Raw genomic sequence first — 22,763 nt, 5'->3', positions numbered from 1 at the left:
ATGGCTGCACTGGGCCTCGCCACGGCGAGCGACGCCGCTTCCTCCACCATCTTCAGGCTGATCGACGTCAGGCGCGCGCTGCCGTGGGCCCTGGCCGACGCTTTCAGGTGGTCGGCAGGCACCGGCGAGCCGTGTTCGATCGCCAGTTCGACCAGCTCCGCCTGCATGCGCCGCAGGTACGACTCCACCCAGCGAGGCGTCGGTTCGTGACCGTCCTCGTCCTCGGTGAAGTAGAGCCTCGCGATGGTTGGTGCTGGGACACGCTGCACGAATGCCCGCAGCGCCGTGAAGTCGCTGCGGGTGTAGGTGCGCGCATGCGCCACCGGCTGGACCTGGTTGGCCAAGGTCACGCCTCCGGAACGGGCACGGGTGGAAACCCGGGATCGGGCGGCCCGCGGAAGTTGAGCAGGCCGCCCAGCTGCGGACCGCCCCAGCGGCAGAATGCATCGGCGTAATCGACGTCCTGCGGGGTGTAACCGGTCGTCCCTTCGAGCACAAAGGTGAGAAAGGCGAGCAGCAGCAGACCGTCGGTCGCGGCGGTTGCGAAGTAGTCGTTGCAGTGGGAGGGATCCGTCTCAATGAAACGCTTGATCTCCTCATTTTGGATGTCCCAGCTCTCGTTGCGCACTTCGCCCACGCTCAGCCCGCGATGAAGGGCGAAGCTGCGCGCGATGCCATTGCCCCGATCAAGGACGGCGAAATGGTCGTTAAGCACGAACACCCCATCCGGCTGGCACCGAGTACCGGCATAGCGTGTGAGTCGGTATGCGGGACTGCCCCAGCCATCGAAATCGGCGTCCAGATCGAGCCGATACTCGAAGACGTGACGGAATGGCCTGAAGGGAAAAAGGCCTTCGCAGTCGGCCTCTGCGACAAGCGCGTCGAACTGCGCCAGCTTGTCGACGGCCTGAAGCGGCACCAGCCGTCTCGGATCCCCGGTGCTGTCGAGCGTCCAGCCCGAGCAGTTGTGCGCGTCGTACACGAGGACGTCGAACTCCAGCGAGGTCGTGTCGCCGTCGAACACATGGCCGCGCGTCACCCCCCATTTTGATGGCAGGCGTTGGTTGAAGGGAAAGTTGCAGCACCTCCGATCAGCCGGCAACGGGCGAGGGATGATTTGCTGGCTGTGTCGTTATCACTTTTGCTTCTTCGCGCGCAGAAGCAAAGGTCGGAAATGCCAAACGAAGGAAGAGAATGTCTGAAATGTCACATGTCCCGTAGCTCTCTACCGGACGCGTCCGTGAAACAGGGGAGTGGACGACTTCATCATCCCAGGAAGTAGTGGCGGCAAGGCTTTGCGGCCAATTTTGCCGTTTTTCCGTGGAATGTTTCACGGCTGGACGCGGTCGGCGGATAATCCGGGCGCCAAAAGGCGGGCAATGTGCATATACACATTTGCTCACGTCGAAAAACGTATCAATTGATACGTATTCTGTAGTTTTTGAGTTGGCGTGCGAAACCGCAAATTCGTCTGTCAGACGGGCGGATGTCCGGGTTGTTTTGTACTAAAACATGATGGTCGGGCAAATCGGACCGTTGTCGATGATACCACCACGTTTCTTGCGGGCAGTCAACAACACGCGTCCGTATGGCGCGCATCGATATGACCTCTTCGGTCCAAAGATCGGGCGCCGCCTAACTCTGTTTGGGCGGCCCGCCTTCGATTTGTGGGTTCGCCTCGAATCAGATCCACAGGTGGTTACGTGTTGCGAGCGGCCCCTGTGCATTCCTGACGCAAAGCCGCTCCGGGTTGTCGACTTCTGGGTTCGCACGCACAACGACGAGAAATTGTGCCTTGTATTGCAATCGGCGGAGGCGAGGTCAGTGGCGCAGGGCGGTCCGCTGTTCCAGGCTTTTCAGTTGTGGAGTCAGACCTCTTCGCTGCAGTTGCAGATGATTCAGCCGCGGGAGCTCGACGACCCACAGGTGCTTCACGAAAACCGGATCACGATGCTTAGTTACCTGGCAGGTAGCTACGCACTTCCAGTCGAAAAATTGACGTCGGACGTGATCACCGCTTGTAGCGATGGCACTACGCTGGCAGAACTCGAACGGCGATTCGCGACGGTCGATCCGATGCTCGTTCGCTCGGCTGTCTTCAGACTGGTGCTGCGCGGCGAGGTGGGATGTCCAGCACTTGCATTCGAGCCACTGGGGCCGAATACCCATCTGGAGCCGGTATGAAGCAGATCGCCTTCGGCGCATTGCGGTTCGATCGAAGCTCCCTTCCGCGCGATCTGACCGATATCGGTCAATGGCCGGCGGCGGACGACAGCGCGCTTTCTGATGAGGGGCGCGACCTGCTGAAGCGCCGGATCCGGGCGATGACGCTGTTTTTGGACGGCCACACACCTCTGCGCCAAATCAGCCGGGAAACGGGAGTTGGTTTCAACGACCTTTATCGCGTCTTCGAGCGGTGCATCACGCAGCACGAAGACGGCCGGATATTTGGCTGCCGCGCATTGATCCCTTATCAGCACACGCGGTCGTACGACCGACGCTCGCCGGTCAAGCCGTCCCGTGAGGGCGTCGCGAGCAACGCTAGCGGAGCCTTTACCCAGTTGCTGCAGCGCTATCCAGACATCGCGCGCTGGATCGAACGCAAGGTCGCCGAACGGAGCAGGAAGCATGCAGAGCTCACCGAAGTGCATACCTGTGGCGACTGCATGGAGGCTTTCTTGCGCAATGCCGGCAGGCAGGTATTCAGGCGCACGACTATCCATTCAACCAGAAATACCTCGCTGAGCGATCGCTTGCCAGTCACGCCCGCGCGCTGTCGTACCGTAATTTCGACGCGGCGGCTCGGGCAGCAGGCGCCCAGCAGATCAGCCATCGCTGGAACGACGATCCTGAAGCCGTTCGCAAACCCGCAACCCGTCCAGTTGAGGCGGTCGAATTCGACGGTCATAAGATTGACGTGCGCCTGACGCTGCGCATCGACGATCCGTTCGGTTTCGAAACATTGCTCGTGCTGCACAGGGTCTGGATCCTGCTGTTGTTCGATGTGGCAACCCGTGCAGTGATTGGCTATGCGCTCGCGATGGGTCGCGAGTACAACAAGGACGACATTGCCGCGGCCTTGCAGGCGAGCCTGATGCCACATACAGCCCGCGCTTCGAAGATCCCGGCGCTGGCGGTCATACCCGGCGGAGGCTTCCCCTCCGAGGCGATTCCCGGGACCGCGTGGGCGTGCTGGGGTACGTTCCGCTTTGATGCAGCGAAGGCACATTTCGCGAAGGCGACACTTGAGCGCCTGACCCAGGTCATCGGCTGCACAGCCGACAACGGGCCACTGGGCCAGAAGAACGAACGCGCGCTGATTGAGCGCTTCTTCGATCAGATCGCGTCGCATTTCGCGCACAGATTGCCAGCCACCACGGGCAGCAGTCCGCTTGCAGTCGAACGGGTGCTCAAAGATGTCGGCGAGAAGACCTCTCTGATGATGACGCTCGACGAGCTCGAGGATGTGATCGACGTGCTGCTCGCTAACTACAATGGCGAGCCGCATGGGGGACTGGGCGGGCGTACGCCGTTGGAGGCAATGCATTTTCTGCTCGAAAAACAGGACGGCCTGCTGCGAACCCTACCGGTGGCCAGACGCAGCGCGTTGTGCCTGCTTCAGGAGGCCCGCGTTGTCACGATTCGCGGCAACGTGAGCCGTGGCGAGCGCCCGCATATCAATTTCGAACACATGCGTTACGACAGCCGGGTGCTGTCGGGCATCGCAGGGCTGATCGGCAAGCAGCTTCGGATCTATTTCAACGTTAAGGACATCCGCCATCTGCACGCGTTCCATATGGACGGGTCTGAACTCGGTGTATTGACTGCCGCGCGCCCCTGGTGCTTTACGCCACATTCGCTGCGCGTGCGACAGGAAATCTTCTCACTGATCCATCAGCGAAAGCTGTCGGTGCGCGAGGGCAGCGATCCCGTTGGCGCGTGGTTTGCCTACAAGAAGGAACAGGCGCGAAGCCATACACGCGACGCCAATGACCTGGCGCGCATGCTGACAGACCGGGCGAATTCGCACCAGGCGCTACCTTCACCCGATGTCGCACACGCTGTCCCAGCCGTGAAAAGCGAAGCGCCGGCGGCAGAAACACCTGCCCGGAAGACGCCGGACGCACCGTGGCTCACGCAGATTTTTACGTTCGGGTGAACGATGCCTGATTCACTGAAACGCCCCGTTGATCCATCGGCGCATCCGCTTCTGAACCAGATGTACATGGTGCCCACCCCGGCAATCGCGGCGATGTACTCACGCGTGCGTCAGTGCATCCGTCGCGGCGTCGCTGGCGCTGTTATCTATGGACACACTCGCTGGGGCAAGACCTATGCGATCCGATACTGTGTCCGGCTGCTCCATCTGGAACTGCCTCGCGTGGCGGTCCTGACGATCGGCATGCCGCGCAATCCGTCGCGCTCGGAGGCACTGTTTTTCGGCATGCTGCTCGAGGCGGCACGACATGGGCGCCCTGATAGCGGCACGGCGTTGCAGCGCCGACTACGCCTCTACCATAAGCTGGCTGAACTGGTCGAACGTGCCGCCGGTAACAAACTGATCGTATTTGTCGATGAGGCGCAGCGGCTTGAGCTCGAACACTATGAATGGCTGCGGGACGTGCAGGACGAACTCGAGCGTCGCGGTGTGCGGATGTTCACATTTCTGGTCGGTCAACCTGGCATCCTGAACCGCAAGAGTTCGTTCCGGCAGAGCGTGGACACCTCGCAGATCGTGTCCCGTTTCATGGTCGATGAGTTGCGCTTCGACGGCTTTCGTGCCGCCGACGATCTGAAGATGTCGCTCGCCGCTTACGACATGTCCACTTTTCCAGACGGCAGTGACTGGCCTTACACGCGCTATTTTCTGCAACGCGCATTCGACACCGGCTTCCGCCTTGAGAAGCAGCACGTCGTGTTGTGGGAAGCCTTTGACGCTGCGCACCGGCGCGCGCGGTTTGATTTCACGATGGAGGTGCCGATGGAGTATGTGGCGCGCACTATCGAGATCGCATTAAACGACAACATGAACCACGACGCATCGGATTTTGCACTCAGCCCCGCATCGTGGGCGCAAGCGGTAGACGAATCCAACTACGTCGCGGCACTGGAAGATTTGCGCATCATCTTCGTTGACGACGTAGCTGCTGCACCATGAAAAGTCGCTTCGAAATTCTGCTACCCGGGGCGGACAATTCTCGAGTCGGCGAGTGGTGCTGGCGCGACGACTGGAATCTGCCAGGTCAGTCCGCGTTTATGCTGCTCGCCAGGTTCCAGCAATTGAACGCGTTGTCGTGTACAGCATTGGCGGAACTTTTCTTACGAAAGCCGGATCGCTGGCCTGTGAAGCACGGCATCGACCTTCGCGACATGCGTCAGTTCGATCTCCTCCGGATGTGCGATCTGATGTGCGTTCCTCTTTGCGACGTCGCGGCTGCATTTTTGCCGGTTAGCAGCGTCTCGCGGAGTGCCGGACCGCAACAATTGATGTGGTGCGTGCAGTGTGCCGCGCGCGGTATTCATCTCGCCGTCTTTCAGTCTGACGGGTGCAAGACATGTCCGGTCCACGGAAGTCCACTCCTTGACCGTTGCACCCAATGTGGCGAGGCCTTGATGAGCTACCGGCTGCAGGCATGCAATTTCCGTCTGCCCCTATGCTGTCCGACGTGCGGGCACAACTGGGTGCGCTCGCCCGGCACGGCAGGAGATCCCGCGACCAGGTTATCGCTTGTGTACCGGGGCAAGGTCGCGCAAGGTCTTGCGCGGGATTGGTTCGGCCGCCGTTCATCAAATCTTCGGCGACTGTTGGCTAACTTGCGACAGCAGGAAGTCCGCGAGACCTGGCTGGCTTCGGCGCCGCCACGGGGCAGCGGCGAGGATGGGCTCGGCGGCTTCTGCGCGCGTGTCGTGCAGGGGCAGACTGAAGGGGTTTCGAATGTCCTGGTCCATCCGGTGGGTTTTGTTCGCGATTCGTTAGAAACAGATGTTGACCATCGCCGTAAGTGCGTCGGAGAATTGCCCCGTTCGCCGGCGATACGCACTTCCGATGACGTGCTGCCTGACGCCATCGCGTGTTACAAGTCGATTCGACGATATCTCATACGCCATGTCGTGCAAAGGCATCGCAGGTGTGTCTATACCGCTGGCCGCTATTTCACGTGGCGGCTCGATGCATGCACAACGACACCGTTCTGTCCGGTTGCTCAAGCAGTACTGCGATGGCGGACAAAATGGGAGGGTGTCGGCGTACCGGCGCATCTTTTCGGCCGATGCGAGCATGGGCTGCTTGGTGTCCTTGTCTGGCTTTCGCTCTTCGCGCCAGTTGGTTTGCCCGGATGGACCTCTTCGGTCGAGCGCTGGACAATCCTGCGAGTATTTGCACTGGCTTGCCTCGACAGTTTTTCCTGCTACCTTGAGGCGGCCAGCGGCGGAAGCGCGCGATCGGGACCTTTATGGATGCCGTTTCCAGCGATGGATTATCCGGAGCGGGAGTGGGTTGTGCTGGACGCAGAGCCTGACCAGAAGCAATACAGAATGGTGATCGCTCCGGCGCGACTACGCCCGCTCGCATTCTTAGAAAAACTACAAGCGGGAGCGGAACACTACAGACATCACGTCGCAAACCTTCATCAAGCTAAAGCGCCGGAAAACTGGCCGGCGTATGTCCCGAAACGTGACACGCGACCGCACATTTTCGGACGACCAGTTAGTTCGCCACTGACGAATCATCGGCGCGGCGTCGGTGTTAGGGCAATGGTTCTGGCGGTGTTGGCGGCTTCCGATGCAGAGTGAGACGATCATCCGGTGCTCTCCGTGGTTTCCATGAACGCAGTCAGAAGCATGGGAATCGGTGCCTTCCGGAAGAAGAAAGCGAATGAATTGTCGCTCAGAACCTGAACCGGGGATCTGGCAGGTACCAGTCGTCGTTTCCCGGTTAAGTCATTGCGGATTCGGACTATATTTAGAGGAGGTTGCGCTCACCGGCCGCCAGTCGGGCCGTCGACGCGGGGTTTCGGGTAATCCCGATAGGAGAGGCGAAATGAGGCGCATATATTTCCTGATACCAGATGTACAGAGTGCAAGGGAAATCATTGACGAACTACTGCTCAGGCGGATCGAGTGGCGCCACGTTCACGTGCTCGCCCGGGCAGGCGTACCGCTCGAGGATTTGCCGGAGGCGACGCTGGCGCAACGAAGCGATCTGATCCCGGCGCTTGCGCGCGGGGTTGCGGCGGGTGGCGTTACCGGCGTGCTGGCGGGCCTTGTCGCTATGGCCTTTCCTCCAACTGGCCTAACGATCGCCGGTGGTGTCGTTGTGCTGATGACGCTGGCGAGTGCCGGATTCGGCGCCTGGACCGCGACGATGATCGGCGTCGACGTTCCCAATACCCGGCTCAAGCAGTTTGAAGACGCGATCGGCAACGGCGAATTGCTGATGATGGTCGACGTGAAGAAAGATCGTGTCGAAGAAATCGAGCAACTGGTCAAGAGCCACCATCCCGAAGCAGATGTAGAGGGTACCGATCCAACGATTCCCGCGTTTCCATAGTCGATCGTGGCAGCTTCGATCTAACCCAACCGGGCTTGGGACGATTGGAGTGCGTCGGAGTACCTGATCTGGATGCGCAGCTGGCGAAGCACACTTCGGCGGATAATGAAGGAGACCACCATGAACGACAAATACGGTGCAGGGCGCCGCGAGTTGCTGCGTATCCTGGCGGCCGGAGGGCTGGTAGGCTTCGGTGGAAGCTGGACCCGGCGCTCATTGGCAACCAACGTGGTCACGCAGCCATTCGAAAACGGTGTGCGGGAGTTGACCGGTGCATTTCCCCAGAAAGGTGAGATGCTTCTCGTGCGTAGCCGACCCCCCTTGCTCGAGACACCGTTCACCGTGTTCGACGATGGTGTGTTCACGCCGAACGATCGTTTCTTCGTGCGCTGGCATTTGTCCAGTATCCCGACCCACGTCGATGGCGGGAGCTTCCGTCTGGTGGTCCGTGGGCTGGTCGAGCGCGAACTCTCTCTGAGCCTCAGTGAGATCATGAGCGACTTTCCGCACGTAGAGGTGGCTGCAGTGAACCAGTGCGCGGGAAACTCGCGCGGCTTCTTCAATCCACGTGTGGCAGGCGGAGAGTGGGGCAACGGCGCGATGGGCAATGCACTGTGGACCGGTGTTCGACTCAAGGACATACTTGATCGGGCAGGGGTCAAGGCGGGTGCGGTTCAGGTCCGGTTCAACGGTCTTGAATCCGGGGTGATCTCCGCGACGCCGGACTTCGTCAAAACACTGAGTGTCGATCATGCCCGCGACGGCGAAGTGATCATCGCCTACGGAATGAACGGCCAGGCGCTGCCGCTGCTCAATGGCTTCCCGCTAAGACTCGTTGTGCCGGGCTGGTATTCGACGTACTGGATGAAGATGCTCAATGACATGGAGGTTATCGCGCGCCCGGACGAGAACTTCTGGATGGCTACGGCTTACCAGATTCCGGATACGCCTCATGCAAACGTCCGGCCGGGGCAGCCCGGAGTCAAGACAATACCCATCAACCGGATGGTGCCACGGTCATTCTTCACCAACGTCGATAACGGTTCGGTGTTGCAGGTGGCGCAACAGAAGATGATCAGGGGCATCGCATTCGGTGGCGACACCGGTGTGCGTAAGGTTCTCTTTTCGTCTGATGACGGAGCATCCTGGGTGCCGGCGCGTCTCGAAAGGGACTTTGGGAAATACAGTTTTCGCCGTTGGGACGCCCCCTTTACGCCTGGGCGATCGGGGCAGTATGCGCTTAAGGTGAAGGCCGTGAACCGCGACGGTATCGAACAGCCGGAAACGCCCAATTGGAACAGCGGCGGTTACATGCGCAATGTCGTCGAATCAGCGACCGTCGTCGCCGCGTGAGGAACGGATCATGAAAGCGTTTGCGGTGTTTGTGATGGTATCCGCGAGTTATGCCTGCCCATGGGCGGTTGCCGGGCCGGACAAGCCCGGTGCCACAGCTGTGATCCGTACCGTCGACGTTGCATTGCCGAATGGCAGGGAGGCTTTCCCCCTTGGCATGGGGGCAGATCTTGCTAACGCGCATTGCGTGATTTGTCATTCTGTGGGGATGGTCACCCGGCAACCACCACTGTCGTTTCAGGAGTGGAAGGCAGAGGTGACCAAGATGCGCGCGGTCTACGGCGCGCCGTTCGATGCTGATCAAATTGAACCGATCGCACGGTATCTAACGGTGATCGACGGAAAACCGTAGGTCCAATGCCGGGCAGTTGGTCGCGGTGACACGAAACGTCGGAATCCCGCCGGGTTGAGTTCTTACTGCATTCTCGTCGATCCGAGACGGTGCTGGGCTGGTTGCAGTGCCTAAGACCTGATCAAGGGGGGACTCCAGCGTCGACGTTTTGCTGTGCGTGAGGACTCAAGCTCGCAGCACCTTCTTGATTTTCAAGGATAGTCTGACTTGTCGTGCGAGCCCCGCAAGGCAGTTGTGGATGCCTCGAGGAGCCGCGCGGGTGGGCCGGGTTCAACCGGTCGACGTGCACGCGTCACTGCGTGCGGCATGCCTGGCAACGCAAGAGGGTATTGAGTTGCCCATCGGCAATCCCTCGAAATCTTCCATGAAAGCTCCGATCATGGTAGCAATGTGAGCCAGCACTGATGCGTTGCTGAACTGGATTACGGCCCACTGCGACAACGAGTACACCAAAACATGCCTGTTCCGCCTTCCGCAACGATCTTGTCCCCAACTGGTGAGTCCGACACCGTGACAGCGAGTTTGGCCAATGGCCTCACTGGCGATGAAGCTCGTCGCCGGCTGGCAACGTCGGGTCCTAACTCGATCCCCGATACTTCGGGGCACCCTTTACGCATGGCACTGGACAAATTCTGGGCACCAGTTCCGTGGATGCTTGAAGCTGCTATCGTGCTCCAGTGCGCACTGGGGAAATTCGTTGAGGCTGGAATCATTGCCGCTCTGCTTGTGTTTAACGCGGCGCTCGGTTTATTCCAGGAAAGCCGCGCCCAGGCGACACTCGCTGCATTGAAATCACGGTTGGCGCTGACCGCGTCGGTCCGGCGCGACGGTACCTGGCTGACTGTACCCGCCGCTGACCTGGTGCCAGGCGATGTGGTCAAGCTGTCGCTCGGTGCCGTGGTCGCCGCTGACATGCGCCTCCTCGCTGGAGGCATCTTGCTCGACCAGTCAATGCTCACTGGCGAATCAGTACCTATTGAAGCGGGCGCAGGCGCGCAAACTTTTGCTGGCGCGCTTGTACGGCGCGGCGAGGCGGTAGCGGAGGTCACCGCGACCGGCGTGCGCACCAAGTTCGGCCGTACCGCCGAACTCGTCCGTACCGCCCACGTTGTAAGCTCCCAGCAGAAGGCGGTGCTCCAGGTGGTGCGCAATCTCGGGGTATTCAATGGTTTCGTTATTGCGATGCTGGTGGTCTGCGCCTACTTCCTCAAAGTGCCGTTTGTCGAGATCGTCCCCCTCGTACTTACGGCGGTGCTGGCATCGATTCCGGTTGCGCTGCCGGCAACCTTCACTCTTGCGGCCGCGTTTGGCGCCCGGGCGCTAGCAAAGCGCGGCGTGTTGCCGACGCGCCTCTCTGCGGTGGATGAAGCCGCGACCATGGGTGTGCTGTGCGCTGACAAGACAGGCACCCTGACGCTCAATGCGATCACGGTCAGCACCGTTCGGCCAATGCCCGACTTCGATCAGCAACACGTCCTGGCGCTGGCGGCGCTGGCTAGCGCGGACGGCGGGCAGGATCCTGTCGACGCGGCCATTCGGGTCGCGGCCTCGAAGGAAACTGTTTGCGACGCGCCGAGCCTGGTCAAGTTCACACCCTTTGATCCGACGAAGAAGATGTCCGAGGCGACAGCAATAGATTCAGCCGGGGGTACGCAACGGGTTATAAAGGGTGCCTTTTCGACGGTCGCCGGTCTTGCAGCATCTTCGCCGACAGCCAACGCGGTGGCGAACGAACTCGAGCAGCAGGGTTATCGGGTTCTCGCCGTCGCGGCGGGACCGCAAGCGGCAATGAAGCTGGTAGGACTGATCGCGCTCAGCGATCCGCCGCGTTCAGACTCAGCAGCGCTCATTACGGAATTGGGTGGGTTGGGCGTGCGGGTGGTGATGGTGACGGGCGACGCGCCGGCGACCGCAGCCATCGTGGCGCACGCGGTGGGACTCGATGGTGCCACGTGTCCACCGGGTCCAATTCCCGAAAATTTACAACCGGACGCGTTTGCGGTTTACGCAGGCGTGTTGCCAGAGGACAAGTTCAAACTCGTCAAGGAGTTCCAGGCGAGCGGTCACACCGTAGGCATGTGCGGCGATGGGGCCAACGACGCGCCGGCGCTACGCCAGGCGCAAATCGGAATCGCGGTGTCGACAGCAACTGACGTTGCCAAATCGGCTGCCGGGATGGTACTGACCGAGCCTGGGCTCGCGGGCATCGTTGCAGCGGTAAAGGAAGGTCGTGTGACGTTCCAGCGCATCCTGACCTACACGTTGAACTCGATTATCAAGAAGGTCGTGGCGGTGCTTTTCCTTGTGCTCGGCTTGATCATGACCGGGCATGCGATCCTGAACCCGCTTTTGATGGTCATTGTGATGATCACGGGCGACTTTCTCGCCATGTCGTTGACGACGGACCATGTGCAGCCTTCGCCGTGGCCAAATGCCTGGCGCATCGGCAACCTGACGATCGTAGGTGTGGCAATGGGAATTTGCCTGTTAGCCTTCTGCATGGGAGTGCTGGCCATCGGGAAATTTGCGATGGCCCTCGCAACTGATGCACTGCGAACCGTTGCATTTGTTGCCCTGGTCTTCGGTAGCCAGGCGATGCTCTACGCGATTCGTGAGCGCCAGCACATATGGGGTGTGCGGCCAAGCCTTTGGCTCGTCGTATCGTCCGTTGCCGATCTCGTCATCGCGTCGACATTGGCGATAGGCGGGGTCGCAATGACGCCTCTGCCGGTCTCCATGGTGGCTGGCGTACTTGCCGCGGCGGTCCTCTTCGCTTTGGTCATGGGGCTGGTGAAGATCCCCGTGTTCGCTCGTCTCAGGGTTGCATAGGACGTTATTCCAGCCACCCTGACGGCTCAATTTCGCATGTATTAGCGCGGATCACAAGAAATCAGTGGATGAGATGTTGCAGCCAGGCGAGTTCGGTCTTGCGTACTCAAAACGAGGGACGCGACCTGCGTGATCCGCGCAGACGGGAGGATATGAATGCAAATCAGTTCAAGCGAATTTCGGGTGCTGGAAGGGGATGAGGTCAATTTCCGGAAGTGGCCGACGAAGATAAAGCCCTTCTACACGTCAAAGGAGCACTATCAAATGCTGCTCGGGGAGCACGTCGCGCGGCTTAGTGCGCTGCAACAGCTCCTCTACGCATCCAACCGCTTTGCGATCCTGCTGATCTTCCAGGCGATGGACGCGGCGGGAAAAGATGGTGCTATCCGGCACGTGATGTCTGGGGTCAACCCCCAAGGCTGCCAGGTATTCAGCTTCAAACATCCCAGCGCCGCCGAGCTGGAACACGATTTTCTCTGGCGTACCACGCGTGATCTACCTGAACGCGGGCGGATCGGCATCTTCAACCGGTCCTACTACGAGGAGGTGCTGATCGTCCGTGTCCACCCGGAGATCCTCCGCGGTGAAGGGTTGTTCGATGCACGGCGCGATGAGAAGACAGTCTGGCACGACCGTTATCGCTCGATCGCTGATCTGGAAAAGCACCTGCACGTCAACGGGACCCGCATCGTAAAGTTCTACCTCCACCTCTCGAAGGAGGAGCAGCGAAAGCGATTCCTCGAACGTATCGACAATCCGGAAAAGAACTGGAAATTCAGCCTTGCGGACATTGAGGAACGGAAATTCTGGAAACAGTACATGATGGCGTATGAGGAGTGCCTTGGTGCGACTAGCACCCAGAACGCACCCTGGTACGTCGTTCCTGCCGATGACAAGGAGAACGCGCGGCTGATCGTTTCCACAATTGTGCTGGAGACGCTTGAGGGACTGGAAATGAGTTATCCAGAAACGACGGCAAAGCGACGGCAGGAATTGCAGGCGATCCGCGCGCGGCTTGCGAAGTGACGGCAATGTTGCGCGCCCTCATATCGCTTGCGCCAACGCGTGCGACGGTGAAACTACCTGAATGGGTTCTGCGGACTCAAAACGTGGTCGAATCTATGTGAACAGGCAGGCCTATGTCTCGCCGATACCCCACCCGACACGGGCCCATATCCGCTCGTGCGCTAGATAGCCGATCGAAGTATAGACATTACTGACAATCATGAAAGCAATCGCCACGTGAGTTGTGCCTGTGAACAGATAAATCGTCACGAAGTCCAGACACATAATCAGCACACGGTACGTGATCGCTTTGACCACGGATCGACGACTGCTGACGGTTCGTGTCATGCTGGTTCCTCCTGGGTACAAATGTCCCGACTCAGCTTCCGTCCTGCATTGTGACCGTGGGCCGCGCGGTCCAAACGCTGGGCGGTAAACCACGGATGGATTGCTTCGAGCGTTTCGTGCGGCGCGCTCGATATCGCAAGCTTGCTCCCGCAGGGACTGTTTCGTACGAAACGCTAAGGGTCATTGCGGTGCCCTTCAGTGTAGCGAAGCGCGGCCTGTCTTCACCTGGAGGTTGATGGGAGGGCCCCGAGATTACCTTCTCGGAACGGGACTGCGTCGCGAGATGTTTGCGCATCAACTGGGGCTGCCGCGAATCATGGGGATCATTCGTTGTCACTGCCTTGATGTGGCTATCTCGGGCGTCGTCGAAGGCGTGCGTGGTCCGGTCCAGATCGACAGGCATCGCCGTCGCGCCGCGCTGGCGGACCTGCGTCTGGCGCAATGCCCGAGCTTAGGCCACGCTGGAAAGATAAGGGACGCCGACCCTTAAGGTGCGCTATCGAAGCCAGTGCTGCGGATCCCCAAACAGGTGGGGGATCCGCATATCGGACACGGCTCGCTCGCTTGTTATCTGACCGGTTCATGGCACGCGATCTTCGTTGTGCGTGTGATGCGGAATCAGCAATACAGGAATAGTCGACATGCGCAGGAACGATTCGGCGGTACTGCCGAGCAGGACGCGCTCAATTCCGTGGCGAGCATGCGTGCCCAGAACCATGAGTTCGGCGCCCCACGTTTGCGACTCACGAAGCAGCACTGAGGCGACATCGCTTTCGCCTGCATTGACCAGTGCCGTTTCGCCAACGAGGCCGGTCAATATGAAAAGATTGTGCGCCCGCTCGAGCGCCGCCTGGGCAATGTCGCGAAGCGATTGTGCGAGCGCTGACGAGTCGACGAAGCCAAGGCCCGGGCCGACGATGTCAGGTACGCGCTCGACGACGCTGACAGCTCTAATGGCGGCCTTCTCAGCAGTGGCGAGCTGGATCGCCTCGGTCAGTGCCGCAACTGCCGTCAGACTGCCGTCAATACCCACCATAACGCGTGTGAACATTTCGTTCCCTGAGTCACTGTTACCGACGGACAGCAGCACTGGTATCGTATTCGCCTATCGCCTACTTGACGTGTAGCGCATCCGGATTTGCTTGCCAGCAAATTCATGTAATCAGAATAGAATGCTCGGGCGCTCAGAAGTTGCTCAAGATCAAGCCTCAGTGGGACGACCCAGCTCTATCTGTACGCGATGTACGACGCTCCGCAGGTGGATCGGTTCACGGCAATGTTTCCGGAAGCGTATGGAATTGAGACACGGCTGCGGACCCGCAGCATCGGTCAAGCATGCTGCTCCGAGCGTCAATGAAATGACCTCGGGCAACCTGTCCAAGTATTGTCACTGCGCCGGTTGAAGTGTGTTGGCTACTGAAAGTTGACAGCACGCGGGGGCCGGGCGATTAGCGCGCACCAAACCACGGAGGAAGCAGGCGAATCGAGCGGTCGGTCGGGTAAATTTGCCTCATAGGTTGGAACATTATCCGTCTTGGCGGACTCGTCCTGTTAAGCTCCTTTGAGCATCACAGGACGAACCGTTGCGCATCATCAGTGGTGCCGGAACAGCGCGTTGGAGCTCGTAGTGGCCGAAATGCGCTGACCCGACTGTGCGGCACCGCTCGTAACTCCGCCCACGCCTTCGGTCGCGGAGTTCTGTGCCGCGACGCGGGCTTCGGCGGCCTGGATGTCGGCTGGATAGGTGGCGTTGTCACGTTTCGCTGGAGTGTATCCCGCTCTCTCCAACTGCACGAGTTCGGCGCGCACCTCTGCTCGGGTGACCGGTGCATTCGACTGCTGAGCAAAAGAAGCAAGCGGTGTCGCCAGCACGGCGACTATGACGACGGCTTGAAGTGATTTCATGATTCGTACCTCCACAGTTTTTCCCGTCGCGAACAAGCCTGCTCGCAACTGGTGAAGACAGGGTAAGGTAGGAATGCTTAAGCCAAGATGATGCGATTGAAGGAAGCCTTTGACTGCGCCACTGTCACCAAGTCGCGCAATATCGTGCTTTTACCGGCGCAGCGGCGGTTCCAGTCTGCCAACTACGCGTCGGACTAAAAAACTGCCGTCCCACTTACCCGACGGTGACCCTGGCCGGGATGTTTTGGGAGTAGGACGCGTCCGCCCGTCGCACGCGTGGCTACCCCACAGTAAGTTATGGGCTTCCGAGGACATGCCCATTCACCACTTGTCCGTACAACGAGTTGGGGGAGTTGTGATATCTGGCGCGCGTACCTTCGACCGAGCCGGTGAAGCGTGGGTCCTGTGGTCGCTCATGGCTATCCATGAAAAGCGCGACGTCCCATGCTTCCTGGTTACTCAATGTACCGCCGAGACCGAGGGGCATGTTTGCCTTGATAAACCCTGCTGCGTTTTGTAACTCATGCATCCCTGCACCCCAATTGAACGATTGGGGTCCCCAAAGCGGTGGGAAGACTGTCTTCCCGTTCGACGACTGGCCTTGACCATCGGTGCCGTGACATAGGGCGCAATGTTGTGCATAAACCTGGCTGCCTCTGGTGTAGTCAGCTTTCAACGTCGGAGGAGGGAGCTTTGGGTAGCCCCTTCCGGGAATCGGCTCGCCGACTGGCGCACCCTTCGCGAGCCAGTAAGCGTAGGCCTCCAGCGACACCAGTACGGGGTCGCCGAGCGGCGGCGCTTTGCCGTTCATGCTGTATCGGAAGCAGCCTTGCAGGCGTTCGGCGAGCGTGTTGACGTGGCCATTCTTGCTTCTGTAGGCAGGATAAGACACATAGGCGGCCCAGAGCGGACTTGAGTTCGGTCGTCGCCCGGCGTCAAGATGGCAACTCGCGCAGTTAAGCGAATTGCCAACGTATTTGCCTGCATTTTCCCTGGTGTGATTGAAGATTTGCTCGCCCATCCTGACTGCTTTGCCGAAATCGTCAGTTGGCATGGACGCTTCGTTCGGCGGGGAGAAGGCTTTCGGCGCGTCAGGTGCGGCAGCCAGGTTTGCGCCTGGTTCAGCGGCCGACGCCAGGCAAATCATGAGCGCCCCAACGATGCCGGACGCGAGTATGCAAATATCCCTGAGGAGAGGCTTATGTTCACGGACGCTCATCGCCTTGCCTCCCCGACGCTCTTCACGTTCCCGGCAATGGGTTCAGCGGCGTAGTAATTCGACACAGCTCTGATGTCCGCTTCCGAGAGTTTGCTCGCAATGACCGGCATGAGCGCCAGTGGACCTGGTGGACGCAGGCCCTTCTGCCATGCATGCAACTGGGCAGAAATGTACGATGCTGGCTGACCCGCCAGTGGCGGGAATGCTGCTCCTACGCCTGAGCCACCGGGCCCATGGCACTGCGTACAGGCAGGCAGGCCTTGTTCCCACCGCCCACGCGTGGCCAGCCACGCTCCCGTATCCGAAGGTACTGCGGAACTACTGTTTTCCGGGCGAGCATCTGGCGGTGGGGGCATGCGACTAAAGTATTCAGCGACAGCCATGCGGCCCTCGGATGACATGATTTTCGCGAACGGTTGCATAACCGTGCTTTTCCGCTGTCCGTTCGCGAACGCGTCCAGTTGAGCCTCGAGATAGGGGGCGCCTGCTCCGGCAAGCCTTGGAAATCCCGCAGCAGCATTTCCTTCGCCTTGCGCGCCATGACAGCTTATACACGCCGGGATACCTTTGGCGGTACCCTTGGTCGCGATTGTGGCGCCGAGCGGCGACTCCTGCGCCTGCACGATACAGGATACCGTTAGCGCGCATGTGATGAATGTAGGGGCAGCGCGCCAGCGCAATCGCTTGCGTTGATCCGGGCCAATGGATTTCATATCTCCTCCATCATTGTTTTATGTAACCCGCTTCGGCGAGTTTGTATTTGCTGCATTGTCCGGCGCAGTCCGCCAAACCCAGTACTGTTGAGTCCGCTTCAGGACGGCGACGCCTCGCCCTGCAGGGACCTGAACAACTCGAACAGAGCGCTCGGGCCGTTAGCGAGCCGGAACTGGATAGTCTTCATGTCACAGCGCGTTTAACGGAATCTTCAAATAGCGGATGCCGTTTTCCTCGGCGGGTGGAAATTCCCCGGCCCGTATGTTCACCTGCACAGACGGAAGAATAAGAACGGGCATCGCAAGTGTTGCGTCGCGAGCTTCGCGCATACTGACGAACTGTTCTTCCGTTACGCCGTCGTGCACATGGATGTTATGCGTACGCTGAGCGAGCACCGTGGTTTCCCATTCGGGGTTCCGGCCCTCGGGTGGATAGTCGTGGCACATGAAGAGCCGGGTGTTGTCCGGCAGGTCCAGCAGCTTTCGAATCGACCCGAACAGCGTGTGCGCATTGCCGCCGGGGAAGTCGCAACGCGCGGTGCCAACATCCGGCATGAAAAGCGTGTCGCCCACGAAGACCGCATCGCCAATCTGGTAGGCCGTGTCGGCAGGTGTATGGCCGGGAACATACAACGCTCTCGCCGTCAGGCTCCCAATCGAGAATGTCTCGTCTTCGCCAAACAGGTGGTCGAACTGGGAGCCGTCAAGGCGGAATTCAGGCTCCAGATTGAACAGCTTCTTGAAGACGCCCTGAACGGTGCGAATGTGCTCTCCAATCGCAATCCTGCCGCCAAGCTCGCCGCGCAAATAATGCGCTGCTGACAGGTGGTCCGCATGCGCGTGCGTTTCAAGAATCCACTGCACCCGCAGGCCGCGCTGGCGAATGAACTCGATGACCTTGTCGGCATTCGCCGTTGACGTGCGTCCTGCCTTGGGGTCGTAGTCAAGGACCGGGTCAATGACTGCACATTCCTGATGCCCGGACTGAGACACCACGTAAGTCACCGTGCCGGTGACCGGGTCGAAGAACGGCTGAACGATGGGCTGCATCCTGACCTCCTCAGATGTTACTCATTCTATTCACAAATAATCTACAATGCAATATAATGTTTGTGTGTAAATTAAAGGATGGTGAGATGAGGAAGAAGTCCGTCCCAATCGACCTGTCGGTGATGCAGGCATCGGCAGAGAAAGCCTGTGCGCTACTGAAGGTGCTGGCCAATCCCGACAGGTTGCTTCTGATGTGCCAGTTGTCGCAGGGCGAGTTATGTGTGAGCGACCTCGAGGAACAGTTGGGCATACGTCAGCCGACGCTTTCCCAACAGCTCGGCGTGCTTCGCGATAACGAACTCGTGGCGACACGGCGCGAGGGAAAGAGCATCTTTTATTCCATCGCGAGCAAGGAAGCGATTGCCGTCATGAACGTGCTGTACGACCAGTTTTGCGCTCAATGAAGGTGAGGAGAGGTCATGTCGATTGATATCGCGAGTTTCACACCCGGCCTGTCATTGACTGGCGGTCTGGTGATTGGCGCCGCAGCTGCTGTGCTTGTTTTATTCAACGGACGTATCGCTGGCATCAGCGGCATCCTCGGTGGCCTGCTGGGCACGCCTAAGAAAGATGCGGGGTGGCGTGTCGCTTTTCTCGTAGGGTTGATTGGGGCGCCTGTGTTGGCAAGCCTGCTCGGGAATCCGGTAGCGCCTGATATCCAGGCGGGGTGGGGCGAAATACTTGTTGCGGGCTTTCTGGTTGGCATTGGCACCCGTTACGCAAGCGGTTGCACGAGCGGTCATGGTGTCTGCGGCATCTCGCGTGGGTCCATCCGGTCACTTGTCGCAACGGCAACGTTTATGGCAAGCGGCTTTCTGACCGTGTTCGTATCCAGACATCTGCTGGGAGGTTGAAATGGGTTTGCTCGCTGCTTTAATTTCCGGGCTTCTGTTTGGCGTCGGCCTGATGGTCTCCGGCATGGCCAATCCAGCAAAGGTGCTGGGATTTCTCGACCTGGCGGGACGATGGGACCCGTCACTGGCATTTGTCATGGTCGGGGCGATAGCCGTTGGCTCAATCGCGTTCCTGTTCGCAAAACGCCGCAAAAAATCCCTGCTGGGCCTGCCCATGCAGATTCCGGCCAGCACCAACGTGACTATGAGACTTGTACTGGGAAGCGCGGTGTTCGGCGTCGGCTGGGGTCTTGCGGGATTTTGCCCGGGGCCCGCGCTGGTCGCGATGGGCGCTGGTTTTCCGAAGGCATGGGGTTTTGTGGCCGCGATGCTTGGCGCCATGGCCGTGTTCGAGTTCCTCGAACGCGCCAAATTGAGCCGGCAGCAGGCCTGACCAGTTGGGCATTGATCGGTGAGCCGTCCGCGCAAATCCAGCGGTTCGTATAGGGCAGAGGAATGGACAGCATGACTGCAGTCAGTATGTTGCTGGGAGGTGTTGTCGGCCTGATTCTGGCGCTGACGGGGGCTGGCGGCGCCATCGTGGCAGTGCCCTTGCTGCTCTTCGTACTTCACCTGGATGTGGCCGAGGCTGCGCCGCTAGCCTTACTTGCGGTCGGCCTGTCAGCGGGAATGGGGGCAATAATCGGGTTGCGTGCAGGTATCGTCCGTTATCGGGCTGCGGGTTTTATTGCCTTAACCGGTATCCTTGGTTCGCCGGTCGGACTGTCGCTCGCACACCGGTTGCCGAACGGGCCCCTGGCTCTTCTGTTTGCGGGTGTGCTCGCCTTTGTGGCGTTTCGCATGTTCATGCAGGCACGCGGGTCAGACGCAAAAGCCTCAGCTGGCTCCCAGCACGTGCCCCCATGCCAGCTCGACGTCGACTCCGGCCGATTCCTCTGGACCGGCCCGTGCGCCCGGGCGCTGGCACTGTCCGGCATCGGAGCAGGATTTCTCTCGGGTCTGCTGGGTGTGGGTGGGGGCTTTGTCATTGTGCCTGCGCTAAGGCGCGCGACGAATGCTCCGATGCATGCCATCGTGGCGACTTCGCTGACCATCATTACGCTCATATCGCTATCAGGCGTCGTGTCGACTGCGCTTGAGGGGCGAATGAACTGGCGGGTCGGTGTCCCGTTCGCGGCGGGGGCGCTATTTGGGATGCTTGGTGGTCGACTCATCGCCCGGCATCTGAGCGGACCCCGGTTGCAGCAAGGCTTCGCCGTGTTCGCGGGAGTCATCGCGGTGGGCATGGTTGCGAAAGTCGTGCTTGCGGCGTAGGTCCCGGTCGACCTTTGGCACCAACGGCCAGGGGTCGCTACACCACGATGCCCGTCGCAACGGTCGGTAGCAGAACGGCTCGTCGGGCTCTTTTTGCAAGAGGTCACTGCATCATCAATGATGGAGGTCGGCGTGAATTCCGGCAACACCCCGAATCGCGAGGGCGTAGCATGCTGTGTCCCGACCAGCCTGCATCGCAGGGCTCAGGCGGTTCCGCATGTCTGAACGCAATCGTCCTGTCGCATTCGGCATCCGCGTCAATTACTGGCAGGTCGTGCTGCAGCTTTTGCAGGTGCTGCTCGTAGGGATGACCGTTGGGATGACGCGCAACGTGGTGCCCGCACTGGCCGAGAGCGAGTTCGGCGTGCCACGCGGGTCGTTCATGCTGCTGGTGGCGTTTGTGGTTGCCTTTGGCGTCGTCAAGGGCGCGATGAATTTCGTGGCCGGGCGGCTCGCTGAGCGAATCGGCCGCAAGAAAGTCTTGCTCGCCGGCTGGCTGGTTGCATTCCCGATTGCGCCGCTTATCTACTTCGCCCAGTCCTGGAGTTGGGTCGTGGTTGCCACCATGCTGCTTGGCGTAAATCAGGGTTTGACGTGGTCGATGACCCAGACGGCGAAGCTTGATATCACGCGTCCTGACCAGCGCGGCCTCGTTATCGGGTTGAATGAATTCTCCGGCTATGTAGGGGTGGCAGTGGCGGGTGTGGTTACGGGATACGCAGCATCTGTCCTCGGCCCCCGCGCAGGATTGCTCTGGTTCGGCACGGCGGTAGTTCTCCTTGCGACTCTGCTCGCCTGGCTGGCAGTGGCAGAGACGCTGCCATGGGCCCGCTTCCAGAGCAGTCAGGAAGCGATTGCGTATCCGGCAACAGGGCACCCCCAGTCCCGTCAATTTGCAGCCGGCGAACAACCGACGGGCAGTGAAGTGTTTGCCCTGATGAGCTGGCGAGACCGTCGTATGGCAGCTCTCTGCCAGGCCGGATTGGTCGAAAAGTTTGTCGACGCCCTGGTGTGGGTGTTCTGGCCGGTTTACCTTCATCAGCGGGGCGTGAGCCTGCCTGGTATAGGCTGGATAGTGGGTGTCTACGGCTTCACATGGGGTGGCGCGCAGCTTTTCACGGGCAGATTTTCGGACCGGGTCGGTCGTCATCACCTCAACGTGTCGGGTATGTGGGTTTGCGGCGTCGGTGTGCTGCTGTTGCCCCTTGGCAAAGGTTCGGCATGGTGGAGTTTCGCGGCGGCGGTAGCGGGTATCGGAATGGCGATGCTATACCCCAACCTGAGCGCCGCCGTTGCCGACCTGGCACAGCCAGCCTGGCGGGCTTCAGCCATCGGCATATACCGCTTCTGGCGTGACCTGGGGTATGGCGTCGGTGCGCTCGGTCTTGGCGCTGCTGCCGCTCTGGGCGGCAGTGTGGAGTACGCCTTCTGGTTTGTCGCTCTTGCGATGGGCTTGTCCGGTCTCGTCCTCTACCAGTGGGGAGAAGAAACCCATACACGTTTTAACCCGGCTCCCTGATTCGCTAGCGTGACGCGCAATCAAAGGCCATCAACGCAACCGGCGCAAGGGCATCGGGTGTAATCATCTATCACTGTCGACCACGCAGGAGTCTCATACAATGAAACCGGGCACATTATTTACTACGCTTATCCTGATGGCAGGCTTGGGCGCGGCGGCTGAATCGTTCGCGGCGGATGCTGAACGTCAGGCCGAGGTCGCGCAGCGAGGTGCGGAGGTCATGCCGTTCAGCCTTAAGGCCACAACTCACATCTTCACCAAATCAGACGATGGGGGGAGCCAGCGGGTAGTTGCGAAAAGCCCCTCTGATAGCCACCAGACCCAGCTGATTCGTGAGCATCTGCGTGAAATCCAGACGCAGTTTCAGCGTGGTAACTTTTCGGGGCCTGCCCGAACTCACGGCGCTGACATGCCCGGATTGGCGCAGCTCAGGGCGGCAAAGCCCGGCCAGATATCGATTACCTACAAGGACATTAAAGGTGGCGGCGAACTTACCTATCGCAGCGACGACCCGAAATTAGTGTCGTCACTTCACACATGGTTCGACGCACAACTTTCGGACCACGGTGCTGACGCGATGGATGGACATATGCACCGTCGCCAAGGAATGACGCAGCCATGAGTCCCACGCCGTGGTCCTCTTCGGGGGCTGCCTTGCATCGCAGACACTGATAGAAATCCGGGCACGTTGATAGTCAGAGCGAGAATTCCTCAAAGGCTCTCAACGCATGGGTGGCATACATCATTGATGGA

The 22,763-nt window shown here is 59.8% G+C and carries 25 protein-coding genes; 17 read left to right on the top strand and 8 right to left on the bottom strand.

Translation table 11 applies throughout. The features are described 5' to 3' along the window. Entirely contained in the window at window positions 1–210 is a 210-nt protein-coding gene (locus P0D70_RS23945; protein ID WP_408186289.1) for a hypothetical protein, read from the top strand. A gap of 136 nt (window positions 211–346) precedes the next feature. Here P0D70_RS23945 and P0D70_RS23940 read toward each other — a convergent pair whose 3' ends face one another. Continuing rightward, window positions 347–1,024 carry a hypothetical protein gene (locus P0D70_RS23940; protein WP_408186288.1) on the bottom strand — a complete coding sequence of 226 codons (678 nt, stop codon included), beginning with the start codon at window positions 1,022–1,024 and terminating at the stop codon, window positions 347–349. A gap of 67 nt (window positions 1,025–1,091) precedes the next feature. After that, a complete protein-coding gene (locus tag P0D70_RS23935; RefSeq protein ID WP_408186287.1) occupies window positions 1,092–1,334 on the bottom strand; it encodes a hypothetical protein in 243 nt (80 codons plus the stop codon). A 490-nt stretch (window positions 1,335–1,824) separates the two neighbouring features. Here P0D70_RS23935 and P0D70_RS23930 point away from each other — a divergent pair, with 490 nt between their 5' ends. The 10 genes from P0D70_RS23930 to P0D70_RS23885 all read left to right on the top strand — a co-directional run bounded on the left by P0D70_RS23930 (window position 1,825) and on the right by P0D70_RS23885 (window position 13,109). Then, window positions 1,825–2,184 (top strand): hypothetical protein, encoded by a 360-nt coding sequence (locus tag P0D70_RS23930; RefSeq protein ID WP_408186286.1) that lies wholly within the window; start codon window positions 1,825–1,827, stop codon window positions 2,182–2,184. Further along, on the top strand, window positions 2,181–2,927 hold the full coding sequence (locus P0D70_RS23925) for a hypothetical protein (protein ID WP_408186285.1): 747 nt from the start codon (window positions 2,181–2,183) through the stop codon (window positions 2,925–2,927). The genes P0D70_RS23930 and P0D70_RS23925 overlap by 4 nt, the downstream gene beginning before the upstream one ends. Further along, window positions 2,918–4,159 (top strand): integrase core domain-containing protein, encoded by a 1,242-nt coding sequence (locus P0D70_RS23920; protein ID WP_408186284.1) that lies wholly within the window; start codon window positions 2,918–2,920, stop codon window positions 4,157–4,159. Before P0D70_RS23925 ends, P0D70_RS23920 begins: the two co-directional genes overlap by 10 nt. A 3-nt stretch (window positions 4,160–4,162) precedes the next feature. Further along, window positions 4,163–5,158 (top strand): AAA family ATPase, encoded by a 996-nt coding sequence (locus tag P0D70_RS23915; protein WP_408186283.1) that lies wholly within the window; start codon window positions 4,163–4,165, stop codon window positions 5,156–5,158. Beyond that, complete coding sequence (locus P0D70_RS23910; protein WP_408186282.1) at window positions 5,155–6,792, top strand: hypothetical protein; 1,638 nt, start codon at window positions 5,155–5,157, stop codon at window positions 6,790–6,792. Before P0D70_RS23915 ends, P0D70_RS23910 begins: the two co-directional genes overlap by 4 nt. A gap of 247 nt (window positions 6,793–7,039) precedes the next feature. Then, on the top strand, window positions 7,040–7,549 hold the full coding sequence (locus P0D70_RS23905) for a Rossmann-fold NAD(P)-binding domain-containing protein (RefSeq protein ID WP_408186281.1): 510 nt from the start codon (window positions 7,040–7,042) through the stop codon (window positions 7,547–7,549). Between the two features lie 120 nt (window positions 7,550–7,669). Beyond that, window positions 7,670–8,902, top strand: a complete 1,233-nt coding sequence (locus tag P0D70_RS23900; protein ID WP_408186280.1) for a molybdopterin-dependent oxidoreductase — start codon at window positions 7,670–7,672, stop codon at window positions 8,900–8,902. Window positions 8,903–8,912: 10 nt separating this feature from the next. Beyond that, window positions 8,913–9,254, top strand: coding sequence for a c-type cytochrome (locus P0D70_RS23895; RefSeq protein ID WP_408186279.1), 342 nt, complete (start codon window positions 8,913–8,915; stop codon window positions 9,252–9,254). 456 nt (window positions 9,255–9,710) lie between these two features. After that, window positions 9,711–12,083 carry an HAD-IC family P-type ATPase gene (locus P0D70_RS23890; RefSeq protein ID WP_408186278.1) on the top strand — a complete coding sequence of 791 codons (2,373 nt, stop codon included), beginning with the start codon at window positions 9,711–9,713 and terminating at the stop codon, window positions 12,081–12,083. Window positions 12,084–12,239: 156 nt separating this feature from the next. Further along, window positions 12,240–13,109, top strand: coding sequence for an ADP-polyphosphate phosphotransferase (locus P0D70_RS23885; RefSeq protein WP_408186277.1), 870 nt, complete (start codon window positions 12,240–12,242; stop codon window positions 13,107–13,109). 111 nt (window positions 13,110–13,220) lie between these two features. Here the strand turns inward: P0D70_RS23885 and P0D70_RS23880 are convergent, their stop codons facing one another. The 6 genes from P0D70_RS23880 to P0D70_RS23855 all read right to left on the bottom strand — a co-directional run bounded on the left by P0D70_RS23880 (window position 13,221) and on the right by P0D70_RS23855 (window position 18,323). Beyond that, window positions 13,221–13,436: a DUF2061 domain-containing protein gene (locus P0D70_RS23880; RefSeq protein ID WP_035484684.1), complete on the bottom strand. Its 216-nt coding sequence runs from the start codon at window positions 13,434–13,436 to the stop codon at window positions 13,221–13,223. A 580-nt stretch (window positions 13,437–14,016) separates the two neighbouring features. Beyond that, window positions 14,017–14,526: a universal stress protein gene (locus P0D70_RS23875; protein ID WP_408186276.1), complete on the bottom strand. Its 510-nt coding sequence runs from the start codon at window positions 14,524–14,526 to the stop codon at window positions 14,017–14,019. 503 nt (window positions 14,527–15,029) lie between these two features. Then, the gene (locus P0D70_RS23870) at window positions 15,030–15,341 is read right to left on the bottom strand and encodes a DUF4148 domain-containing protein (RefSeq protein ID WP_035484679.1); all 312 of its coding nucleotides are present in this window, start codon (window positions 15,339–15,341) and stop codon (window positions 15,030–15,032) included. A 295-nt stretch (window positions 15,342–15,636) separates the two neighbouring features. Then, a complete protein-coding gene (locus tag P0D70_RS23865; RefSeq protein ID WP_408186306.1) occupies window positions 15,637–16,488 on the bottom strand; it encodes a c-type cytochrome in 852 nt (283 codons plus the stop codon). A 68-nt stretch (window positions 16,489–16,556) separates the two neighbouring features. Further along, on the bottom strand, window positions 16,557–17,273 hold the full coding sequence (locus tag P0D70_RS23860; protein WP_408186275.1) for a c-type cytochrome: 717 nt from the start codon (window positions 17,271–17,273) through the stop codon (window positions 16,557–16,559). Between the two features lie 189 nt (window positions 17,274–17,462). After that, entirely contained in the window at window positions 17,463–18,323 is an 861-nt protein-coding gene (locus tag P0D70_RS23855; RefSeq protein ID WP_408186274.1) for an MBL fold metallo-hydrolase, read from the bottom strand. 86 nt (window positions 18,324–18,409) lie between these two features. Here P0D70_RS23855 and P0D70_RS23850 point away from each other — a divergent pair, with 86 nt between their 5' ends. From P0D70_RS23850 to P0D70_RS23825, 6 genes are all read left to right on the top strand, one after another. Next, complete coding sequence (locus P0D70_RS23850) at window positions 18,410–18,727, top strand: ArsR/SmtB family transcription factor (RefSeq protein ID WP_026226058.1); 318 nt, start codon at window positions 18,410–18,412, stop codon at window positions 18,725–18,727. 15 nt (window positions 18,728–18,742) lie between these two features. Then, complete coding sequence (locus P0D70_RS23845) at window positions 18,743–19,177, top strand: YeeE/YedE family protein (protein WP_408186273.1); 435 nt, start codon at window positions 18,743–18,745, stop codon at window positions 19,175–19,177. A 1-nt stretch (window position 19,178) separates the two neighbouring features. Further along, entirely contained in the window at window positions 19,179–19,610 is a 432-nt protein-coding gene (locus P0D70_RS23840) for a DUF6691 family protein (RefSeq protein WP_408186272.1), read from the top strand. Window positions 19,611–19,672: 62 nt separating this feature from the next. After that, a complete protein-coding gene (locus P0D70_RS23835) occupies window positions 19,673–20,491 on the top strand; it encodes a sulfite exporter TauE/SafE family protein (protein ID WP_408186271.1) in 819 nt (272 codons plus the stop codon). Window positions 20,492–20,708: 217 nt separating this feature from the next. Next, the gene (locus P0D70_RS23830) at window positions 20,709–22,010 is read left to right on the top strand and encodes an MFS transporter (protein WP_408186270.1); all 1,302 of its coding nucleotides are present in this window, start codon (window positions 20,709–20,711) and stop codon (window positions 22,008–22,010) included. A gap of 100 nt (window positions 22,011–22,110) precedes the next feature. Continuing rightward, window positions 22,111–22,632: an aspartate carbamoyltransferase gene (locus P0D70_RS23825; protein WP_408186269.1), complete on the top strand. Its 522-nt coding sequence runs from the start codon at window positions 22,111–22,113 to the stop codon at window positions 22,630–22,632. Window positions 22,633–22,763 lie beyond the last annotated feature (131 nt).

This window comes from Paraburkholderia sp. RL17-381-BIF-C (assembly GCF_046026435.1).
Classification (GTDB): Bacteria; Pseudomonadota; Gammaproteobacteria; order Burkholderiales; family Burkholderiaceae; genus Paraburkholderia.
The sequence above is the reverse complement of the archived record's forward strand: the minus strand, read 5'-3'. Positions and strand labels throughout refer to the sequence as shown.